This is a genomic window from Corynebacterium uterequi, assembly GCF_001021065.1.
GTDB classification, from domain to species: domain Bacteria; phylum Actinomycetota; class Actinomycetes; order Mycobacteriales; family Mycobacteriaceae; genus Corynebacterium; species Corynebacterium uterequi.
Genome location: NZ_CP011546.1, coordinates 523,400 through 537,008, shown reverse-complemented (window position 1 = coordinate 537,008; position 13,609 = coordinate 523,400). Strand labels below are relative to the sequence as shown.

The window sequence follows — 13,609 nt, the reverse complement described above, 5'->3', positions numbered from 1 at the left end:
CGCTGGAACGTCCACGTTCCCGGCGGGGAGATTTTTTATCGCGCACAAGACCCCTACGACCCTCGAATAATCCGGATCCGAGTCGTGATGCGCTCCCGGAGGTACACCGGCGCATGAACTTCTCCGCAACAGCGCTGCATGAGCAACCGGATCTCCTGCTCACTGGCCAACTGCTCCACGCACTCCGGACAGGCAGCAATCAGCGCCCGCAGCTCCTCACATCGAGGCCGCGGGGTGCCCGGGGCGAGCACCTCCCACAGCAGCCGCTGCATGTCCTCGCATCCGCCATCGCACGCGCTCATGAGTGACCCGCTCCTTTACCTACGCACCGTCGGACATATCCGGATGGCCCAGACCAATGCCTTGGGCCCTAGCTACGTCCTTCAACAACCCGCGTAGCTGTTTTCTTCCCCGGTGCAGCCGGCTCATCACCGTGCCGATGGGCACATCCATGATCTCCGCGATTTCCTTGTAGGCCAGCCCCTCGATGTCCGCGTAGTAGACCACCATGCGGTAGTCGTCATTGAGCTGGTTCATCGCGTCCGCGATCTCCGTGTCCGGCAGATTCTTTAGCGCCCTGACCTCCGCGGACTCCAACCCCGTCGAGTCGTGGGAACTGGTGGTGTACAGCTGGTAGTCCGTGATCTCCTCGGCCGGAGTATGCACCGGCTGGCGCTGCTTCTTGCGGTAGTGGTTGATGTACGCATTCGTCATAATGCGGTACAGCCACGCCTTGAGGTTGGTGCCCTCCTTGAAGGATCCGAAGGCATTGAAGGCCTTGAGATAAGTCTCTTGGACAAGGTCTTCGGCGTCCTGCGGGTTACGGGTCATACGCAAGGCGCCGCCGTAGAGCTGGTCGAGCAGCGGCAACGCCTCGTCCTCGAAACGCTGCCCAAGCTTCTCGGGGCTCTGATCAGTCATAGGACCTCCGGTTGCTGACACGTTCTCCTTATTCTAGGCCAGCGGGGATCCCTACCCGTAATGCCCCGAACCCCCTTAAGGGGCCGCGATCAGTTCCGGATAGTCGTTGCGCACCTGCCCCACCGCAGCGTCGGCCGGGCGCCACTGCACCCGCTGACGCAGCTTCGCCGGTGCGGGGTGCAATAACGCCGCGGCGTCGTCGGCGTTGCCCTCGCACCAGCGACGAACCTCGCCCGGCGCGAGCAGCCTCGGCATGCGGTGGTGCAGCCATCGCAGCGGGTCGCTCGACTCCGTGGTCACCATCGTGCACGACAGCCGGCCGCCGCCGGTGTCCCACAACGCCGCCGCCCACAACAGCTCCCCGTCCGGCAGGTGGACAAAATATGGCTGCTTGGCGCCGTCATCGCCGACGTGCCACTCGTAGTAGCCATCCATGACGATGACGCCTCGTCGACGGGCGAAGGCCGCCCGAAACGACGGCTTCTCCCGCACGGTTTCCGCCCGCGCATTGAACAGCGGCGGCCCGGACGCGTCCGACTTCCACGATGGCACAAGGGCCCACCGGGCGGCGTCGAGCTGGGCGCGCTCGCCGCCTACGCGCACGAGCGCCACCGGCATCGTCGGCGCGATGTTATAACGCGGCGGCGGGGTGGCGTCCGGGGCGCGGACCTCGCCTACTCCGGGCAGCTCCTCGACCCGCTCCAGCAAAGACTCCCCCGTGGTGAACAAGACGAAACGGCCGCACATGGGCTCCATGCTGCCGCATCCGAGGCCTGCCGGCCAAGCAGAGGCCGATAAGGGGCTGTCTATTATGGACCACTATGACGACGCTGTGGCCCGCCCCCTTCGCCCCCCGGCCAGTCCGCGCGCGCTGCGTGGTGCCGGGCTCGAAGTCCATCACCAACCGTGCGCTGATCCTCGCCGCCCTGGCGGACGGCCCCTCGACGATCACCGGAGCGCTCGTCTCCCGAGACACCCGCCTCATGGTCGACGCCCTGCGCGGCCTGGGCACGACCATCGACGTCGACGGGGCCACTGTCCGGGTCACCCCCTCCGCCACGCTCACCGGCGCCCGCATCGACTGCGGATTGGCCGGCACCGTCATGCGCTTCGTCCCGCCCGTGGCCGCCCTCGCCGTCGGTGATGTCTTCTTCGACGGTGACGAGCAGGCCCGCGTCCGGCCCATGGCCGCCATCCTCGACGGGCTGCGCCAGGCCGGAGTGCGGGTCAGCGGCGACGCGCTGCCCTTCACGGTCCACGGCGACGGTGCCGTCGACGGCGGCGAGGTGGCCGTCGACGCCTCCGGCTCCTCCCAGTTCGTCTCCGGGCTGTTGCTCTCCGGCGCGCGCTACGCCCACGGTCTCACGATCCGCCACACCGGCGATAGCCTGCCGAGCCTGCCGCACATCGCAATGACCGTCGAGATGCTCGCCGAGGCGGGGGTCCGCGTCGAGGCGACCGACGGCGCGTGGAGCGTCACCCCGGGCCCAATCGCCGGCCGGGACTGGGTCATCGAGCCCGACCTGTCGAACGCCACCCCGTTCCTCGCCGCCGCGGCGGTCACCGGCGGGCAGGTCAGCGTGCCGGGTTGGCCGGCGCACACCACCCAGCCCGGCGACGCTATTCGCGGCATCCTCACCGCGATGGGCTGCGACGTCCGCCTGGTCGAGGGCACTCTCAGCGTCACCGGCCCCGCCCGTGGCACGCTGCGCGGGGTGGAGCTCGACATGTCCGCCATCGGGGAGTTGACCCCCACCGTCGCCGCGCTCGCTGCCGTCGCCGCCAGCCCCTCCCGACTCACCGGCATCGCGCATCTGCGCGGGCACGAGACGGACCGGCTCGGCGCGCTCGCCGCGGACCTCGGCGCCCTCGGCGGGCGGGTGACGCAGCTCGACGACGGGCTGGCCATCGACCCGGCGCCGCTGCACGGCGGCGCGTGGCGCTCCTACGCCGATCACCGGATGGCCACCGCCGGCGCCATCATCGGGCTGGTGGTCGACGGCGTCGAGGTGGACGACATCGACACCACGGCCAAGACCTTGCCCGGCTTCGCGCAACTGTGGGATGCGATGCTGCGTGGCTAGGGTGAACGCCGGCCGCGGGGCTCGCCGTCGCTACTACGACGAGTCCGACGTCAAGATCCGCCCCGGCAAAGGTTCCCGGCCGCGCACCAAGGACCGGCCGCGCCACGCCGACGCCGAGTTCGGCATGGTGGTCACCAAGGACCGCGGGCGGTGGGGAGTTGTCATCGACGGCCGCGAGGACCCCGTCGTGTGTATGCGCGCCCGCGAACTTGGCCGCACGGCTATCGAGGTCGGGGACCGCGTCGGCGTGGTCGGCGACACCTCCGGGCGAGAGGGCACGCTGGCCCGCATCGTCAAGCTCGCCGAGCGCACGAGCGTGCTGCGCCGCACCGCGGACGACACCGACCCCTACGAACGCATCGTCGTCGCCAATGCCGACCAGCTGCTCATCGTGTCCGCCGTCGCCGATCCCCCGCCGCGGGCCGGTTTCGTCGAGCGAGCCCTCATCGCCGCCTTCGTGGGCAACATCCGGCCCATTCTCTGCCTGACCAAGTCGGACCTCGCCGACCCCACCGCCTTCGCCGAGGAATTCGCTGACCTTGAGGTCACCGTGGTCACCGCTGGTGTGGCCGACAGCCTCGACGCCGTCGCCCAGCTCGTCGACGGCCACGTCACCGCGCTCATCGGACACTCCGGGGTCGGCAAGTCCACCCTCGTCAATAGGCTGGTGCCGGACGCCGCCCGCACCACCGGCGCCGTCTCCGGGGTAGGCAAGGGCCGCCACACCTCCACCCAGTCGGTGGCGCTGCGCCTGCCGGAGCCGCACACGGGCTGGATCATCGACACCCCCGGCATCCGTTCCTTCGGCCTCGCTCACGTCGACGCCGACACGGTCCTTGGCGTCTTCGACGACCTGGCCGCCGCCATCGAGGACTGCCCGCGCGGCTGCTCCCACGCCGGCCCCCCGGCCGACCCGGAATGCGCGCTCGACGCCCTCGACCCGGATTCCGCGACTGGTCGGCGCGTCGTCGCCGTCCGCTCGCTGCTGGCTGCGCTGCGCTCCAACAACGAGTGGGAAATGGACAAGCCTTAGAGCAGCTCCACCAAGAAGGGCAGCTCCGACGGGTCATAAAACGCCATGTAGTTGTCCTGGGCGTCGCCGACGATCAGCTCGGCGTCGGCATCGCCCAAGTCGGCGGCGTCGATGACCGCCACGGCCCGGCGGGTGGCGTCTTCCGCCTCGGCGACGTCCACGTGGACCGCCGCGACCTGCTCCAGGCGGATCTGGGCCGGGTTGAGTGACACGACGGACTCCACCATGTCCGGCGCCGGCGTGGCGACCGCGTCGTCGACGTCCGCGGACACCACGACCCGACGGTGCGGGAAGGTCTCCTCGTCTCCGATGGCGAGCAGGCGCAGGGAGGCCTCCGCGGCGTCGTCGAACGCGATCTCCTCGAATTCCTCCTGCTCGCCGGAGGTGTACGCCTCCTGCAGCGCCGGGGTCACGGCAAACGCCCAACCGCTGCGGGCGTGGAACGCCCCGGTGTCTCGCAGCTCGACGAGCGTGGCGAAGGTGGCCGGCAGGTACACGCGCATCTAGAACTCGCCCTCGATGTTGAACACGGACTGGACCTCCACCGTGGTGCGATCGAACGCGGTGTGCAGCATGCCGATCATGCCGGCTTCGACCGCGCCCCGGACGTTATAGATGTTGTCATCGACCATGACGCAATCACTCAACGGTACGTCGAGGGCGTCGGCCGCGGCGCGAAACGCCTCCCGAGACGGCTTCTCCGCCCCCACCTCGCCAGAGAGAATCACCGCGTCGACGATGCCGCGGTACTCCCACTCGCGGATGGGCTCTGCCTCGGGGCCGCCGGGGTCATTGGACAGGATGCCGATGGCGACGTCCTGCTCCTTCACCGCGGCGAAGAGCTTTCGCCACCGGGGCTGATCTTCCTCCGGCGCGTCGAGCACGCCCACGTAATCCACAATCAATCCACGCATGTGTTTCCTGTTGCCTAACTTTCTTCGCCTTGGGGTGACTGGCTTCGGCGGCGGCTCGGCCGTCGATGTGCCACAATGATACCTAGCCCCCACGTGCTCGCATGCCCCTGACGCGTCACCAGTAGGGAGCCTTCGTCATGCTCATGCCGATGCCCGGCACCACGCACCTCAAAATCTTCTACCCCGACCCACCTACCCCGCCCGCACCCGCCGAATCCGCGGCCGGCCTGCCGGCCGCCGATCACCGACACGCCCGGATGCTCGTGGCCCTAGTCCTGGACGCCTCCTGCGGCATCCGGCCCCTCGAACACCTGCGCCGGGCGGACATCGCCGGCCCCGTCCGGGCGCAGGCAGCCGCGCACCGCCGCTGCGGCACCGCGCGCGGACCGGTGCGGGTCGCGACCTTCCACATCGACGGCACGGAGATCTACGGCACCGCCCATTGTCAACGCCGGGTGATCGCCTTCACGGGGGCGATCGAGCCCCGCGGGCTCACGGCGTTTCGGATCCTCTAGCCGCGGCGCTTAGGCCGACGTGGTCGGATTCGTCGGCGGGGCGGCCGTCGTCGGCACCGCCGGCTGCGCGCGGTTGAGGAACTGCTTGCGCAGCAGGAACAGCTGGCGGACGGTCTCTTCCTTCACGGCGTCGTTCATCGCGTTGAATAGGTCCCCGCCCTCCTTCTGGTACTCGACCAGCGGGTCTCGCTGCGCCATCGCGCGCAGGCCGATGCCTTCCTTGAGGTAGTCCATCTCGTAGAGGTGCTCGCGCCACTTCTGGTCGATGATCGGCAGGATCACCTGCCGCTCGATGGTGCGCATCTGCTCCTCGCCGCCGACCGCGGCCACGCTGGACTCCAGGTCCTCGTAGGCGCGGTGCGCGTCGTCCTTAAGTGCCTGCGCGAGCTGAGCGGCGCTGAGCTCGCCGGCAGCGCCATACTCGGAGCCGTCGATGAGCTCCTGGTAGCCGAAGCTGGGCCCGTAGAGCTGGTCGAGGGCATTCCACAGGGTGTCGAGGTCCCAGTCCTCCACGTAGCCTTCGGCGGTGGCGCCGTCGACGTACGCGTCGAGGGTGTGGTCGATCATCTGCTGGATGTTGTCCTTGATGTCTGCGGCGCCGAGAATGGACCGACGCTCCGAGTACACCACCTTGCGCTGCTCGTTGAGGACCTCGTCGTACTTGAGCACGTTCTTGCGCATCTCGAAGTTCTGGCCCTCCACCTGGGACTGCGCGCCCTTGATGGAGCCGGACACCATCTTCGACTCGATGGGGACGTCGTCCGGCACATTGAGCCGGTTCATCATCTGCTCCATGGCCGCGCCGCGGAAGCGCACCATGAGGTCGTCGCGCATCGACAGGTAGAAGCGGGTCTCGCCGGGGTCGCCCTGACGCCCGGAGCGGCCCCGCAGCTGGTTATCGATGCGGCGCGACTCGTGACGTTCCGTGCCCAGCACGTAGAGGCCACCGGCCTCGCGGGCCTGGTCGCCGAGCTTCTTGGAGCGCTGCTTCGCCTTCGGCAGCTCTTCGTCCCACGCCTGCTGGTAGCGCTCCTCGTCCTCCACCGGGTCGAGGCCGCGTTCCTGCAGGCGCGCGTCGAGCAGCACCTCGGGGTTGCCGCCGAGCACGATGTCCGTGCCGCGGCCGGCCATGTTGGTAGCCACGGTGACCGCCCCCGGCAGGCCGGCGGAGGCGACGATGCGGCCCTCCTCCTCGTGGTACTTCGCGTTAAGAACCTTATGGTCCACGCCGCGCTTCTTGAGCAGGTCGGAGAGGTATTCGGAACGCTCCACCGACGTGGTACCGACGAGCACTGGCTGGCCGTTATCCACGTGCTCAACGATGTCATCGACCACCGCGGCGAACTTCGCCTCCTGGGTCTTGTAGATGACGTCCGAGTGGTCCTGCCGGATGTTGGGCTTATTGGTGGGGATGGCCACCACGTCCAAGCCGTAGATGGAGTTCAGCTCCGCGGCCTCGGTCTCGGCGGTGCCGGTCATGCCCGCAAGCTTGTCGTACATGCGGAAGTAGTTCTGCAGGGTGACCGTCGCCAGGGTCTGGTTTTCGTTCTTGATCTCCACCTGCTCCTTGGCCTCGATGGCCTGGTGCATGCCCTCGTTGTAGCGGCGACCCTTGAGGATACGGCCGGTGAAGGCGTCGACGATGTGTACCTCTCCGTCGCGGACGATGTAATCCTTGTCGCGTTCGAAGAGTTCCTTCGCCTTCAGCGCGTTGTTGAGATAGCCCACCAGCTGCGAGTGCTCCGGCGCGTAGAGGTTGTCGATGCCCAGCTGGTCCTCGACGAAGGCCACGCCATCTTCGAGCACGCCGACGGTGCGTTTGCGTTGATCCACTTCGTAGTGGATGTCGGGCCGCATCCGCGGGGCGAGCTGCGCGAAGACCGAGTAGAACTGCGAGGATCCGTCGACCTGCCCGGAGATGATGAGCGGGGTGCGGGCCTCGTCGATGAGGATGGAGTCCACCTCGTCGACGATGGCGTAGTGGTGGCCGCGCTGGGTGAGATCGGAGAGGTTGCGGGCCATGTTGTCGCGCAGGTAATCGAAGCCGAACTCGTTATTCGTGCCGTAGGTGATGTCCGCGGCGTACGCCCGCTTCTTCTCCGGGCCGCGCAGCTCGGAGTTGATGACGGCCACGCTCAGGCCCAGCCAGCGGTGCACACGGCCCATCATGTCGGCGTCACGCTTGGCCAGGTAGTCGTTGACGGTGACGATGTGCACGCCCTTGCCCTCTAAGGCGTTGAGATAGGCCGGCAGGATCGAGGTCAGCGTCTTGCCCTCGCCGGTCTTCATCTCGGCGACGTAACCGAAGTGCAGCGCCGCGCCGCCCATCACTTGCACGAGGTAATGCTTTTGTCCCAGCACTCGCCATGCCGCCTCGCGGGCCGTCGCGAAGGCGTCGAGGAGAATGTCGTTGAGGGTCTCCCCCTCGCTGAGGCGCTTCTTAAACTCGTCGGTCTTGGCCTTGAGTTCGGCGTCGGACAAAGCCGCGTATTCGTCGTCGAGATCGAGCACCTGCTGGGCCATCTTCTCGAAACGCTTAACGGTGCGTCCTTCGCCCGCGCGCAGCAGCTTGGAGAGTCCAAACACAGTCGTTCGTCCTTTTCGTTGCAGAGATAATGGAAAAACCTTCAGATACGTCAGTGTACGCGTAGCAAAACACCGCCGACCGTGTCAGGCCGGCGGTGCGTGGATTCACACAGTTAGCTCACAGGGGACTCGTCCGTGAGCGAGATGAGACCGTAGTCGTACGCGTGGCGGCGGTACACCACCGAGGGACGCTGGGTGTCCTGGTCGATGAAGAGGTAGAAATCGTGGCCCACCAGCTCCATCTCGCTGAGCGCGTCGTCCACGCTCATCGGGCGGGCGACGTGCTCCTTGCGGCGCACGATCTGGCCCGGCAGGATCTCGTCGACGGTGCCCTCGTAGGGGTCAACGTCGTACTGGCCGACCGGCGCTTCCTCCTGCGGCTTCGGCGCCTGCGCACCCTGCAGCTCGACGGCCAACTCGCCGGTTCCCTTGGGGGCGCGGTGCCCGGAGCGGGAAATCTCGCGGCGGACCTTGACCTTGCGCAGGGAGCGCTCCATCTTGCCCAGCGCGACTTCCAGGGCGGCGTAGAAGCTGTCCTCCTTCGCCTCGGCGCGGGCCACGTGGCCCTTGCCCGTCGCGGTGATCTGCAGCCGATCCTTCCGGTCACCCCGCGAGGGGTTATTTTCGTGCTGCAGTTCGACGTGGAAGAAGGTGAGGGTGGGGTCCAGCTTCTCGATCTTCGCCAACTTGGTGTTCACCCGCTCCGCGAAGTGCTCGGGCACTTCGACGTTGCGGCCGGTGATGGTCACCTGGGACTCGGGTCGGAGCGTGTCGTTCGTATCGGCAGTAGTCATCTGCGGTACTCCCCTTTCCGGTGCTAGTCGGTCGCCACCAACAACGGTGACGGTGTGACACCTATTCTACATCTGGTCATAACCAAGAATGACCGGCGGGCCGGGGTTAGGCGCGCGCCACAACGAGGGCGGCCTGGACATTAGCGCCGCTACGCTGCAGGGTAGTGGTGGTAGCAGCCAGAGTGGCACCCGTTGTCAGTACATCGTCGACTAGAACCAGTGGCACCCCCGGGGGTAATCGACGCAGTCGGATATGGCCGGCCACGTTGTCCACTCTGTCCGCCGCGCCGAGCGTCGCCTGGTCTGGCATCGCATTCGCCAGCTCCACCAGCTCGACGCTTCTCACCCCGGATGCCCGGCAATAGTGCGCCACCGGGTCCCCGCCGCGCGTGCGCCGGGAACGCGGCCGCGTCGGCGCCGGAACCAACACCGCGTCGTAACTGATCTCGCCGGCCGCGCGCAGGTGCGCCACCGCCGCGCCGATCACCGCGCCGACGTAGTCGCGCACCGCCAGATTAGTGCGCTCCTTCGCCGCGAGGATGACCCCGCGGTGCGCGCCGCCGTAGGGGCCCAGGGCGTAGACCGGCACCCCGACGTCGACGCGCGTGGCGCCCACCAGGCGCGGAGGGCGGCGCAGCTGCCATCGGCAGGCGTCGCACAGTACCGACCCCGGCCGACCGCAGCCGGCGCAGGCGCGGGGTAGCAGCAGCTCCCCGACCGCCCGCCACATGGCATCCGCGCCCTAGTTGGCCACGATCGGCTCGGCGCGCAAACCCCGGGTCTGGTCGACCTCAACCCACAGACCGTTACCGGTGGCCTCGTTGCGGGGGATGCTGCGCAGGCGGTCGCCGCCGGTGGCGAAGATGGACGTCGAGCTCGCAGCCACCTCCGTGACTGGCGCGGCGATGTTGTTCGTCGACAAGGCGAATTTCGCCGAGCCGTCCATCTCCACCTGCCACACCGGCTGGGCCGGCAGGGAGGTGCCGAGCAGCACCTGGTTCGACGGCAGCCAGTCCAGGGTGTCGATATGCCCGCCCAGCTCGTGGGCCGCCTCATAGACGTCGACGACCGCCAGGTTGCCGGACTCCAGCTGGCCGATGACGCCGATGAACAGGCGATTGTCGATGAGCATCGCGACTCGCGCCCCGCTCGGGGAGATCCGAAACTCCTCGATCTGGGCGGTGGAGCCCGGGTCGTTGATGAGCGGGATGCCGCGGCCGTCGGCCTCGTTGACGACGATCTTTCCCGTCGCGGAGGAACGAGTCAGGCGCATAATGCGGCGACCGTCGGCGACGGTCCACGCCGGCCCACCGGAAAACACGAAGCTGGGGGCAGTGAAGGTCTCGGCGGCCTCGATCTCCTCGGCCGGGCCGGCCTCGGTGCCCATGAGCAGGCGCTGCGCACCCGGCTGGCCGTCGACGGCCACCAGGTCGCCGGTGGAGGAGACATCGGCGGACGCCAGCGTCGTCATACCACCGATCTGCCCGGGCAGCGCCTCAGTGGAATTCTCATCGAGGCCGAGGATCTGCCCGCCGGCGAGGACAAACAGCCGGGCGTTGCGGGTGTTGGCCAGCCGGGGGTTGTAGTCGACGAAATCATCGGTGGTCAGCCCCGCCCCGTTCGTGGTGATCGGCACCCCGTCGATGGTGATGTGGTAGGGGGCCTGGACGTTGGCCGCGGACAGGGTCCACACGACCTGGGCGGCGAAGGCGCGCACCGATGCCTCGTCGAGGGCCCCGAAGCCCTCGAAGAGGTACTCCCCGCTGCGGCGGCCGACAAACACCGCCGGGTCCGGCGCGGCGGGAACCACGGCCGCGCTGATGCCGGCCGCCGGGCCGCCGACGAGCATACTCATGAGCTTTTCGTCCACGTCCCGGTTCTCCGTGTACACCCACCGACGATCCGCCACGAGGCGGCGGCCGGACTGGTCGTAGAAGTACAACTCGTGCGGCTGGTAGCGGTTGCGCAGTTCAGTCTGCTCGATGGCCACCTCATCGGGCAGGGCGGCGACCCGCCACTCGCCGTGCTCTCGAACCAGCTCCAAGGTGGCCTCGTAGGCCTCGTACATCGGGTGGTAGGCGCCATTGACCGCCAACTCGCCCACCGCGGTGCCGGTGGCGGTGATGCTGATCTCCGAGTCGCTGCCCACCTCCGTGGTGTAGGTCATCCGCTCGACGATGGTCGTCGGTGTGCTCGCGCGCCACGACTCAGCCACCGAGGACGCGAGATAGGTCCGGGCCTCGGCGTGGTTGCCCGCCGGGTTCGCGGCCGCCGCGTAGAAGCCCTTGACGATGTCCGCCGGGTCGGCGCCGGCGGCGGGGCCGGCGGTCGGCGCTGTCGGCGTCGCCGCGTCGAAAGTGCGCAGCGGCACCGGCGCCGACTGGTTAGTGGGCACCGTCACGCAGGCGGTCAGCCCCACCGCGGACAGCGTCAACACGGCGGGCAGCAGCACGCGGCGACGAGCGGGCATCACGGGGTGTCCTCCTTAAGGGGTTCGGGGGCGGCCAGCGGCAGCGCCGGGGTGTGGATCTTGGCGTTGGGGGTGCGCGGCAGCACCAGGCGGAACTGCGAGCCCACCCCGAAGGTACTGGCCACCTCCAGGGTGCCGCCGTGCAGGCGGGCGTCTTCCAGGGCGATGGCCAGGCCCAGGCCGGTGCCGCCGGAGTGTCGGGTGCGCGAGGGGTCGGCGCGCCAGAAGCGGTCAAAAACCAACTCCTCCGCCCCGGCCTTGAGCCCGACGCCGTGGTCAGTGACCGTCACCGCCACGGAGGTGTCATTGCCCGCCACGGCGATGGTGACCGGGTTGCCTTCCGAGTGGTCGATGGCGTTGTTGACGAGATTGCGGATCACGCGCTCCACGCGGGTGGCTTCACCGCTGAACCACACCGGCTCCTCCGGCAGGTCAAAGAGCACCTCCACTCCCAGGTTGGCCGCCAAGGTTCGCGACTGGGTCCACGCCGTGCGCACGCACTGCGACAGATCCGTCTGTTCATCGTTGAGGACGGCGCGCTGCTCGTCGAAGCGGGCGATCTCCAGCAGGTCGATGAGCAGCGACTCGAAGCTGTCAAGGTCCTGCAGCATGCGCTTCGACGCCACCTTGCCCGCCGCTGAGAGGTCGTCGGATTCGTCGGCCAGGATTTCGGCGGCCATGCGCATCGACGTCAAGGGGGTGCGCAGCTCGTGTGACACCGCGGAGGTGAACTGGTGCTGCAGCTCGCCGTACTCCTCCAGCTGCTCGATCTGGGTGGACAGTTTGTCCGCCATGTCATTGAAGCTCAAGGCCAGGCGCGCCATCTCGTCCTCGCCGCGGATCTCCATCCGCTCGCGCAAGTGGCCAGCGGCCAGGCGCTGCGCCACGAGGGCGGCGGCGCGCACCGGGCCGGTGATCTGGATGGTCATAAACCACATGATCGAACCCAGCAGCGCCACCATGACACAGGCGGCGAAGGCCAGCATGGTGTCCACGGTTTGCATGGTCTGCGCCTCGGCGTCCAGCGACATGACGAGGTACAGCTGCAACCCGGGGATCTCCGTGGCGGTGGGGGTGCCGATGTGGAGGGAGGCGAAGGTGGTGCCGTCGGCGCGCTCGGTATCGATGAACTGATAGGCCACCACCCCGGAGGCCACCATGTCCGTCAGCGGCCGCGGCACGTGGTAGCCCTCCGGGGAGGACACCGTCGCCCCGTCATGGTCGGGCACGACGAGCACCGCGTCGTAGAGCCCACTGTTGTTGCGGCCGGTCTGCAGCTCCTGGGCCAGGGCGGCGCGGGCGGCGTCGAGCTGCGTTTGGATGGAGCCGCTGGAGGCGGTGGCCTCGATGCGCTCCTCGATGACGATGCGTGCCCGGTCGATCTCATTGTTGGCCATGTCGATGCGCGTCTGAAACATGGACTGTCCGAAGATGACGGCCAGCCCGAAGCCGAGCAGGACCATGACCAGCGCCGTGGCGGCGGTGATGGAGCCGACCACCCGGACCTGCATGGAGGTCCGCCAGGAGTCCTGGATCCGGCGCAGAAGCGAGTTGAGGACACCGCCGAACTCTGCGGCGCGGCGCCGCCAAGGGCCGCTAGGCATCGGCCTTTCCGGTCTTGTAGCCGACGCCGCGGACGGTCAGGACAATCTTCGGCTGATCCGGATCCTGCTCGATCTTCGCGCGCAGACGCTGGACGTGGACGTTGACCAGCCGGGTGTCCGAGGCGTGCCGGTAGCCCCACACGGCTTCGAGCAGCTCCTCGCGGGAGAACACCTGCCCCGGCTTGCTCGCGAGCTGCAGCAGCAGGTCAAACTCCAGCGGGGTGAGCGAGATCTCCTGGTGCCCGCGCTTGACGGTGTGCGCGGGCACGTCGATGCGCAGGTCACCGACCTCGATGATCTCGGGCTCCTCCTCGCCTTCCAGCCGGCGCAGCCGCGCCCGGATGCGGGCGATGAGTTCCTTCGGCTTGAACGGCTTGGTCATGTAGTCATCGGCGCCCGACTCCAGGCCGAGGACCACGTCCACCGTGTCGGTCTTGGCGGTGAGCATGATGATGGGCACCGAGGACTCGTGCCGGATCATCTTGCAGATGTCGACGCCGTTGACGCCCGGCAGCATGAGGTCGAGGAGGATGAGGTCCGGGTTGTGTTCCCGGAAGGCGGGTACGGCCTCGTTGCCGTCGGTGACCGGGACGGGTGAGAAGCCTTCGGCTTCCAACACGATGGTTAGCATCTCGGAAATGCCGGGGTCGTCGTCAACAACGAGGATCTTTGCGCCCATGACAATCCT

At 68.0% G+C, this 13,609-nt stretch carries 14 protein-coding genes; 3 read left to right on the top strand and 11 right to left on the bottom strand.

Features of this window, described 5'->3' with window-relative positions; genetic code table 11:
• Positions 1–53: 53 nt before the first annotated feature.
• The 3 genes from CUTER_RS02545 to CUTER_RS02535 form a co-directional block, all read right to left on the bottom strand.
• On the bottom strand, positions 54–302 hold the full coding sequence (locus CUTER_RS02545; protein ID WP_052843991.1) for a mycothiol system anti-sigma-R factor: 249 nt from the start codon (positions 300–302) through the stop codon (positions 54–56).
• Between the two features lie 19 nt (positions 303–321).
• Positions 322–921 carry a sigma-70 family RNA polymerase sigma factor gene (locus CUTER_RS02540; protein WP_047259113.1) on the bottom strand — a complete coding sequence of 200 codons (600 nt, stop codon included), beginning with the start codon at positions 919–921 and terminating at the stop codon, positions 322–324.
• A 75-nt stretch (positions 922–996) separates the two neighbouring features.
• Positions 997–1,668, bottom strand: a complete 672-nt coding sequence (locus tag CUTER_RS02535; protein ID WP_047260527.1) for an SOS response-associated peptidase — start codon at positions 1,666–1,668, stop codon at positions 997–999.
• Between the two features lie 74 nt (positions 1,669–1,742).
• On the opposite strand from CUTER_RS02535, the gene aroA reads away from it, so the two are divergent.
• Positions 1,743–3,005, top strand: a complete 1,263-nt coding sequence (aroA, locus tag CUTER_RS02530; protein WP_047259112.1) for a 3-phosphoshikimate 1-carboxyvinyltransferase — start codon at positions 1,743–1,745, stop codon at positions 3,003–3,005.
• Position 3,006: 1 nt separating this feature from the next.
• On the top strand, positions 3,007–4,038 hold the full coding sequence (gene rsgA, locus CUTER_RS02525) for a ribosome small subunit-dependent GTPase A (protein WP_236684777.1): 1,032 nt from the start codon (positions 3,007–3,009) through the stop codon (positions 4,036–4,038).
• On the opposite strand, the gene CUTER_RS02520 is transcribed toward rsgA, so the two are convergent.
• Both CUTER_RS02520 and CUTER_RS02515 read right to left on the bottom strand, forming a co-directional pair.
• Positions 4,035–4,541 carry a DUF6912 family protein gene (locus CUTER_RS02520; protein WP_047259110.1) on the bottom strand — a complete coding sequence of 169 codons (507 nt, stop codon included), beginning with the start codon at positions 4,539–4,541 and terminating at the stop codon, positions 4,035–4,037. The two genes, rsgA and CUTER_RS02520, sit on opposite strands and share 4 nt — an antisense overlap.
• On the bottom strand, positions 4,542–4,952 hold the full coding sequence (locus tag CUTER_RS02515) for an HAD family hydrolase (RefSeq protein WP_047259109.1): 411 nt from the start codon (positions 4,950–4,952) through the stop codon (positions 4,542–4,544).
• Between the two features lie 137 nt (positions 4,953–5,089).
• On the opposite strand from CUTER_RS02515, the gene CUTER_RS02510 reads away from it, so the two are divergent.
• Positions 5,090–5,467, top strand: coding sequence for a hypothetical protein (locus tag CUTER_RS02510; protein WP_047259108.1), 378 nt, complete (start codon positions 5,090–5,092; stop codon positions 5,465–5,467).
• A 9-nt stretch (positions 5,468–5,476) separates the two neighbouring features.
• Here CUTER_RS02510 and secA read toward each other — a convergent pair whose 3' ends face one another.
• The 6 genes from secA to mtrA form a co-directional block, all read right to left on the bottom strand.
• Positions 5,477–8,053 carry a preprotein translocase subunit SecA gene (gene secA / locus CUTER_RS02505; RefSeq protein WP_047259107.1) on the bottom strand — a complete coding sequence of 859 codons (2,577 nt, stop codon included), beginning with the start codon at positions 8,051–8,053 and terminating at the stop codon, positions 5,477–5,479.
• Positions 8,054–8,166: 113 nt separating this feature from the next.
• Positions 8,167–8,847, bottom strand: a complete 681-nt coding sequence (gene hpf / locus CUTER_RS02500) for a ribosome hibernation-promoting factor, HPF/YfiA family (protein ID WP_047259106.1) — start codon at positions 8,845–8,847, stop codon at positions 8,167–8,169.
• A gap of 106 nt (positions 8,848–8,953) precedes the next feature.
• Positions 8,954–9,577 (bottom strand): hypothetical protein, encoded by a 624-nt coding sequence (locus tag CUTER_RS02495; protein WP_047259105.1) that lies wholly within the window; start codon positions 9,575–9,577, stop codon positions 8,954–8,956.
• A gap of 12 nt (positions 9,578–9,589) precedes the next feature.
• Complete coding sequence (locus CUTER_RS02490) at positions 9,590–11,317, bottom strand: LpqB family beta-propeller domain-containing protein (RefSeq protein WP_047259104.1); 1,728 nt, start codon at positions 11,315–11,317, stop codon at positions 9,590–9,592.
• Positions 11,317–12,921 (bottom strand): MtrAB system histidine kinase MtrB, encoded by a 1,605-nt coding sequence (gene mtrB / locus CUTER_RS02485; protein WP_236684750.1) that lies wholly within the window; start codon positions 12,919–12,921, stop codon positions 11,317–11,319. The genes CUTER_RS02490 and mtrB overlap by 1 nt, the downstream gene beginning before the upstream one ends.
• Positions 12,914–13,600 (bottom strand): MtrAB system response regulator MtrA, encoded by a 687-nt coding sequence (mtrA, locus tag CUTER_RS02480; RefSeq protein WP_047259103.1) that lies wholly within the window; start codon positions 13,598–13,600, stop codon positions 12,914–12,916. The genes mtrB and mtrA overlap by 8 nt, the downstream gene beginning before the upstream one ends.
• Positions 13,601–13,609 lie beyond the last annotated feature (9 nt).

Excerpts from the sequence above, each read along its gene's own strand:
- CUTER_RS02545 (WP_052843991.1), bottom strand. The coding sequence starts at position 302 with ATGAGCGCGTGCGATGGCGGATGCGAGGACATGCAGCGGCTGCTGTGG.
- CUTER_RS02540 (WP_047259113.1), bottom strand. The coding sequence starts at position 921 with ATGACTGATCAGAGCCCCGAGAAGCTTGGGCAGCGTTTCGAGGACGAG.
- CUTER_RS02535 (WP_047260527.1), bottom strand. The coding sequence starts at position 1,668 with ATGTGCGGCCGTTTCGTCTTGTTCACCACGGGGGAGTCTTTGCTGGAG.
- aroA (WP_047259112.1), top strand. The coding sequence starts at position 1,743 with ATGACGACGCTGTGGCCCGCCCCCTTCGCCCCCCGGCCAGTCCGCGCG.
- CUTER_RS02520 (WP_047259110.1), bottom strand. The coding sequence starts at position 4,541 with ATGCGCGTGTACCTGCCGGCCACCTTCGCCACGCTCGTCGAGCTGCGA.
- CUTER_RS02515 (WP_047259109.1), bottom strand. The coding sequence starts at position 4,952 with ATGCGTGGATTGATTGTGGATTACGTGGGCGTGCTCGACGCGCCGGAG.
- CUTER_RS02510 (WP_047259108.1), top strand. The coding sequence starts at position 5,090 with ATGCTCATGCCGATGCCCGGCACCACGCACCTCAAAATCTTCTACCCC.
- hpf (WP_047259106.1), bottom strand. The coding sequence starts at position 8,847 with ATGACTACTGCCGATACGAACGACACGCTCCGACCCGAGTCCCAGGTG.
- CUTER_RS02495 (WP_047259105.1), bottom strand. The coding sequence starts at position 9,577 with ATGTGGCGGGCGGTCGGGGAGCTGCTGCTACCCCGCGCCTGCGCCGGC.
- CUTER_RS02490 (WP_047259104.1), bottom strand. The coding sequence starts at position 11,317 with ATGCCCGCTCGTCGCCGCGTGCTGCTGCCCGCCGTGTTGACGCTGTCC.
- mtrB (WP_236684750.1), bottom strand. The coding sequence starts at position 12,921 with ATGCCTAGCGGCCCTTGGCGGCGCCGCGCCGCAGAGTTCGGCGGTGTC.
- mtrA (WP_047259103.1), bottom strand. The coding sequence starts at position 13,600 with ATGGGCGCAAAGATCCTCGTTGTTGACGACGACCCCGGCATTTCCGAG.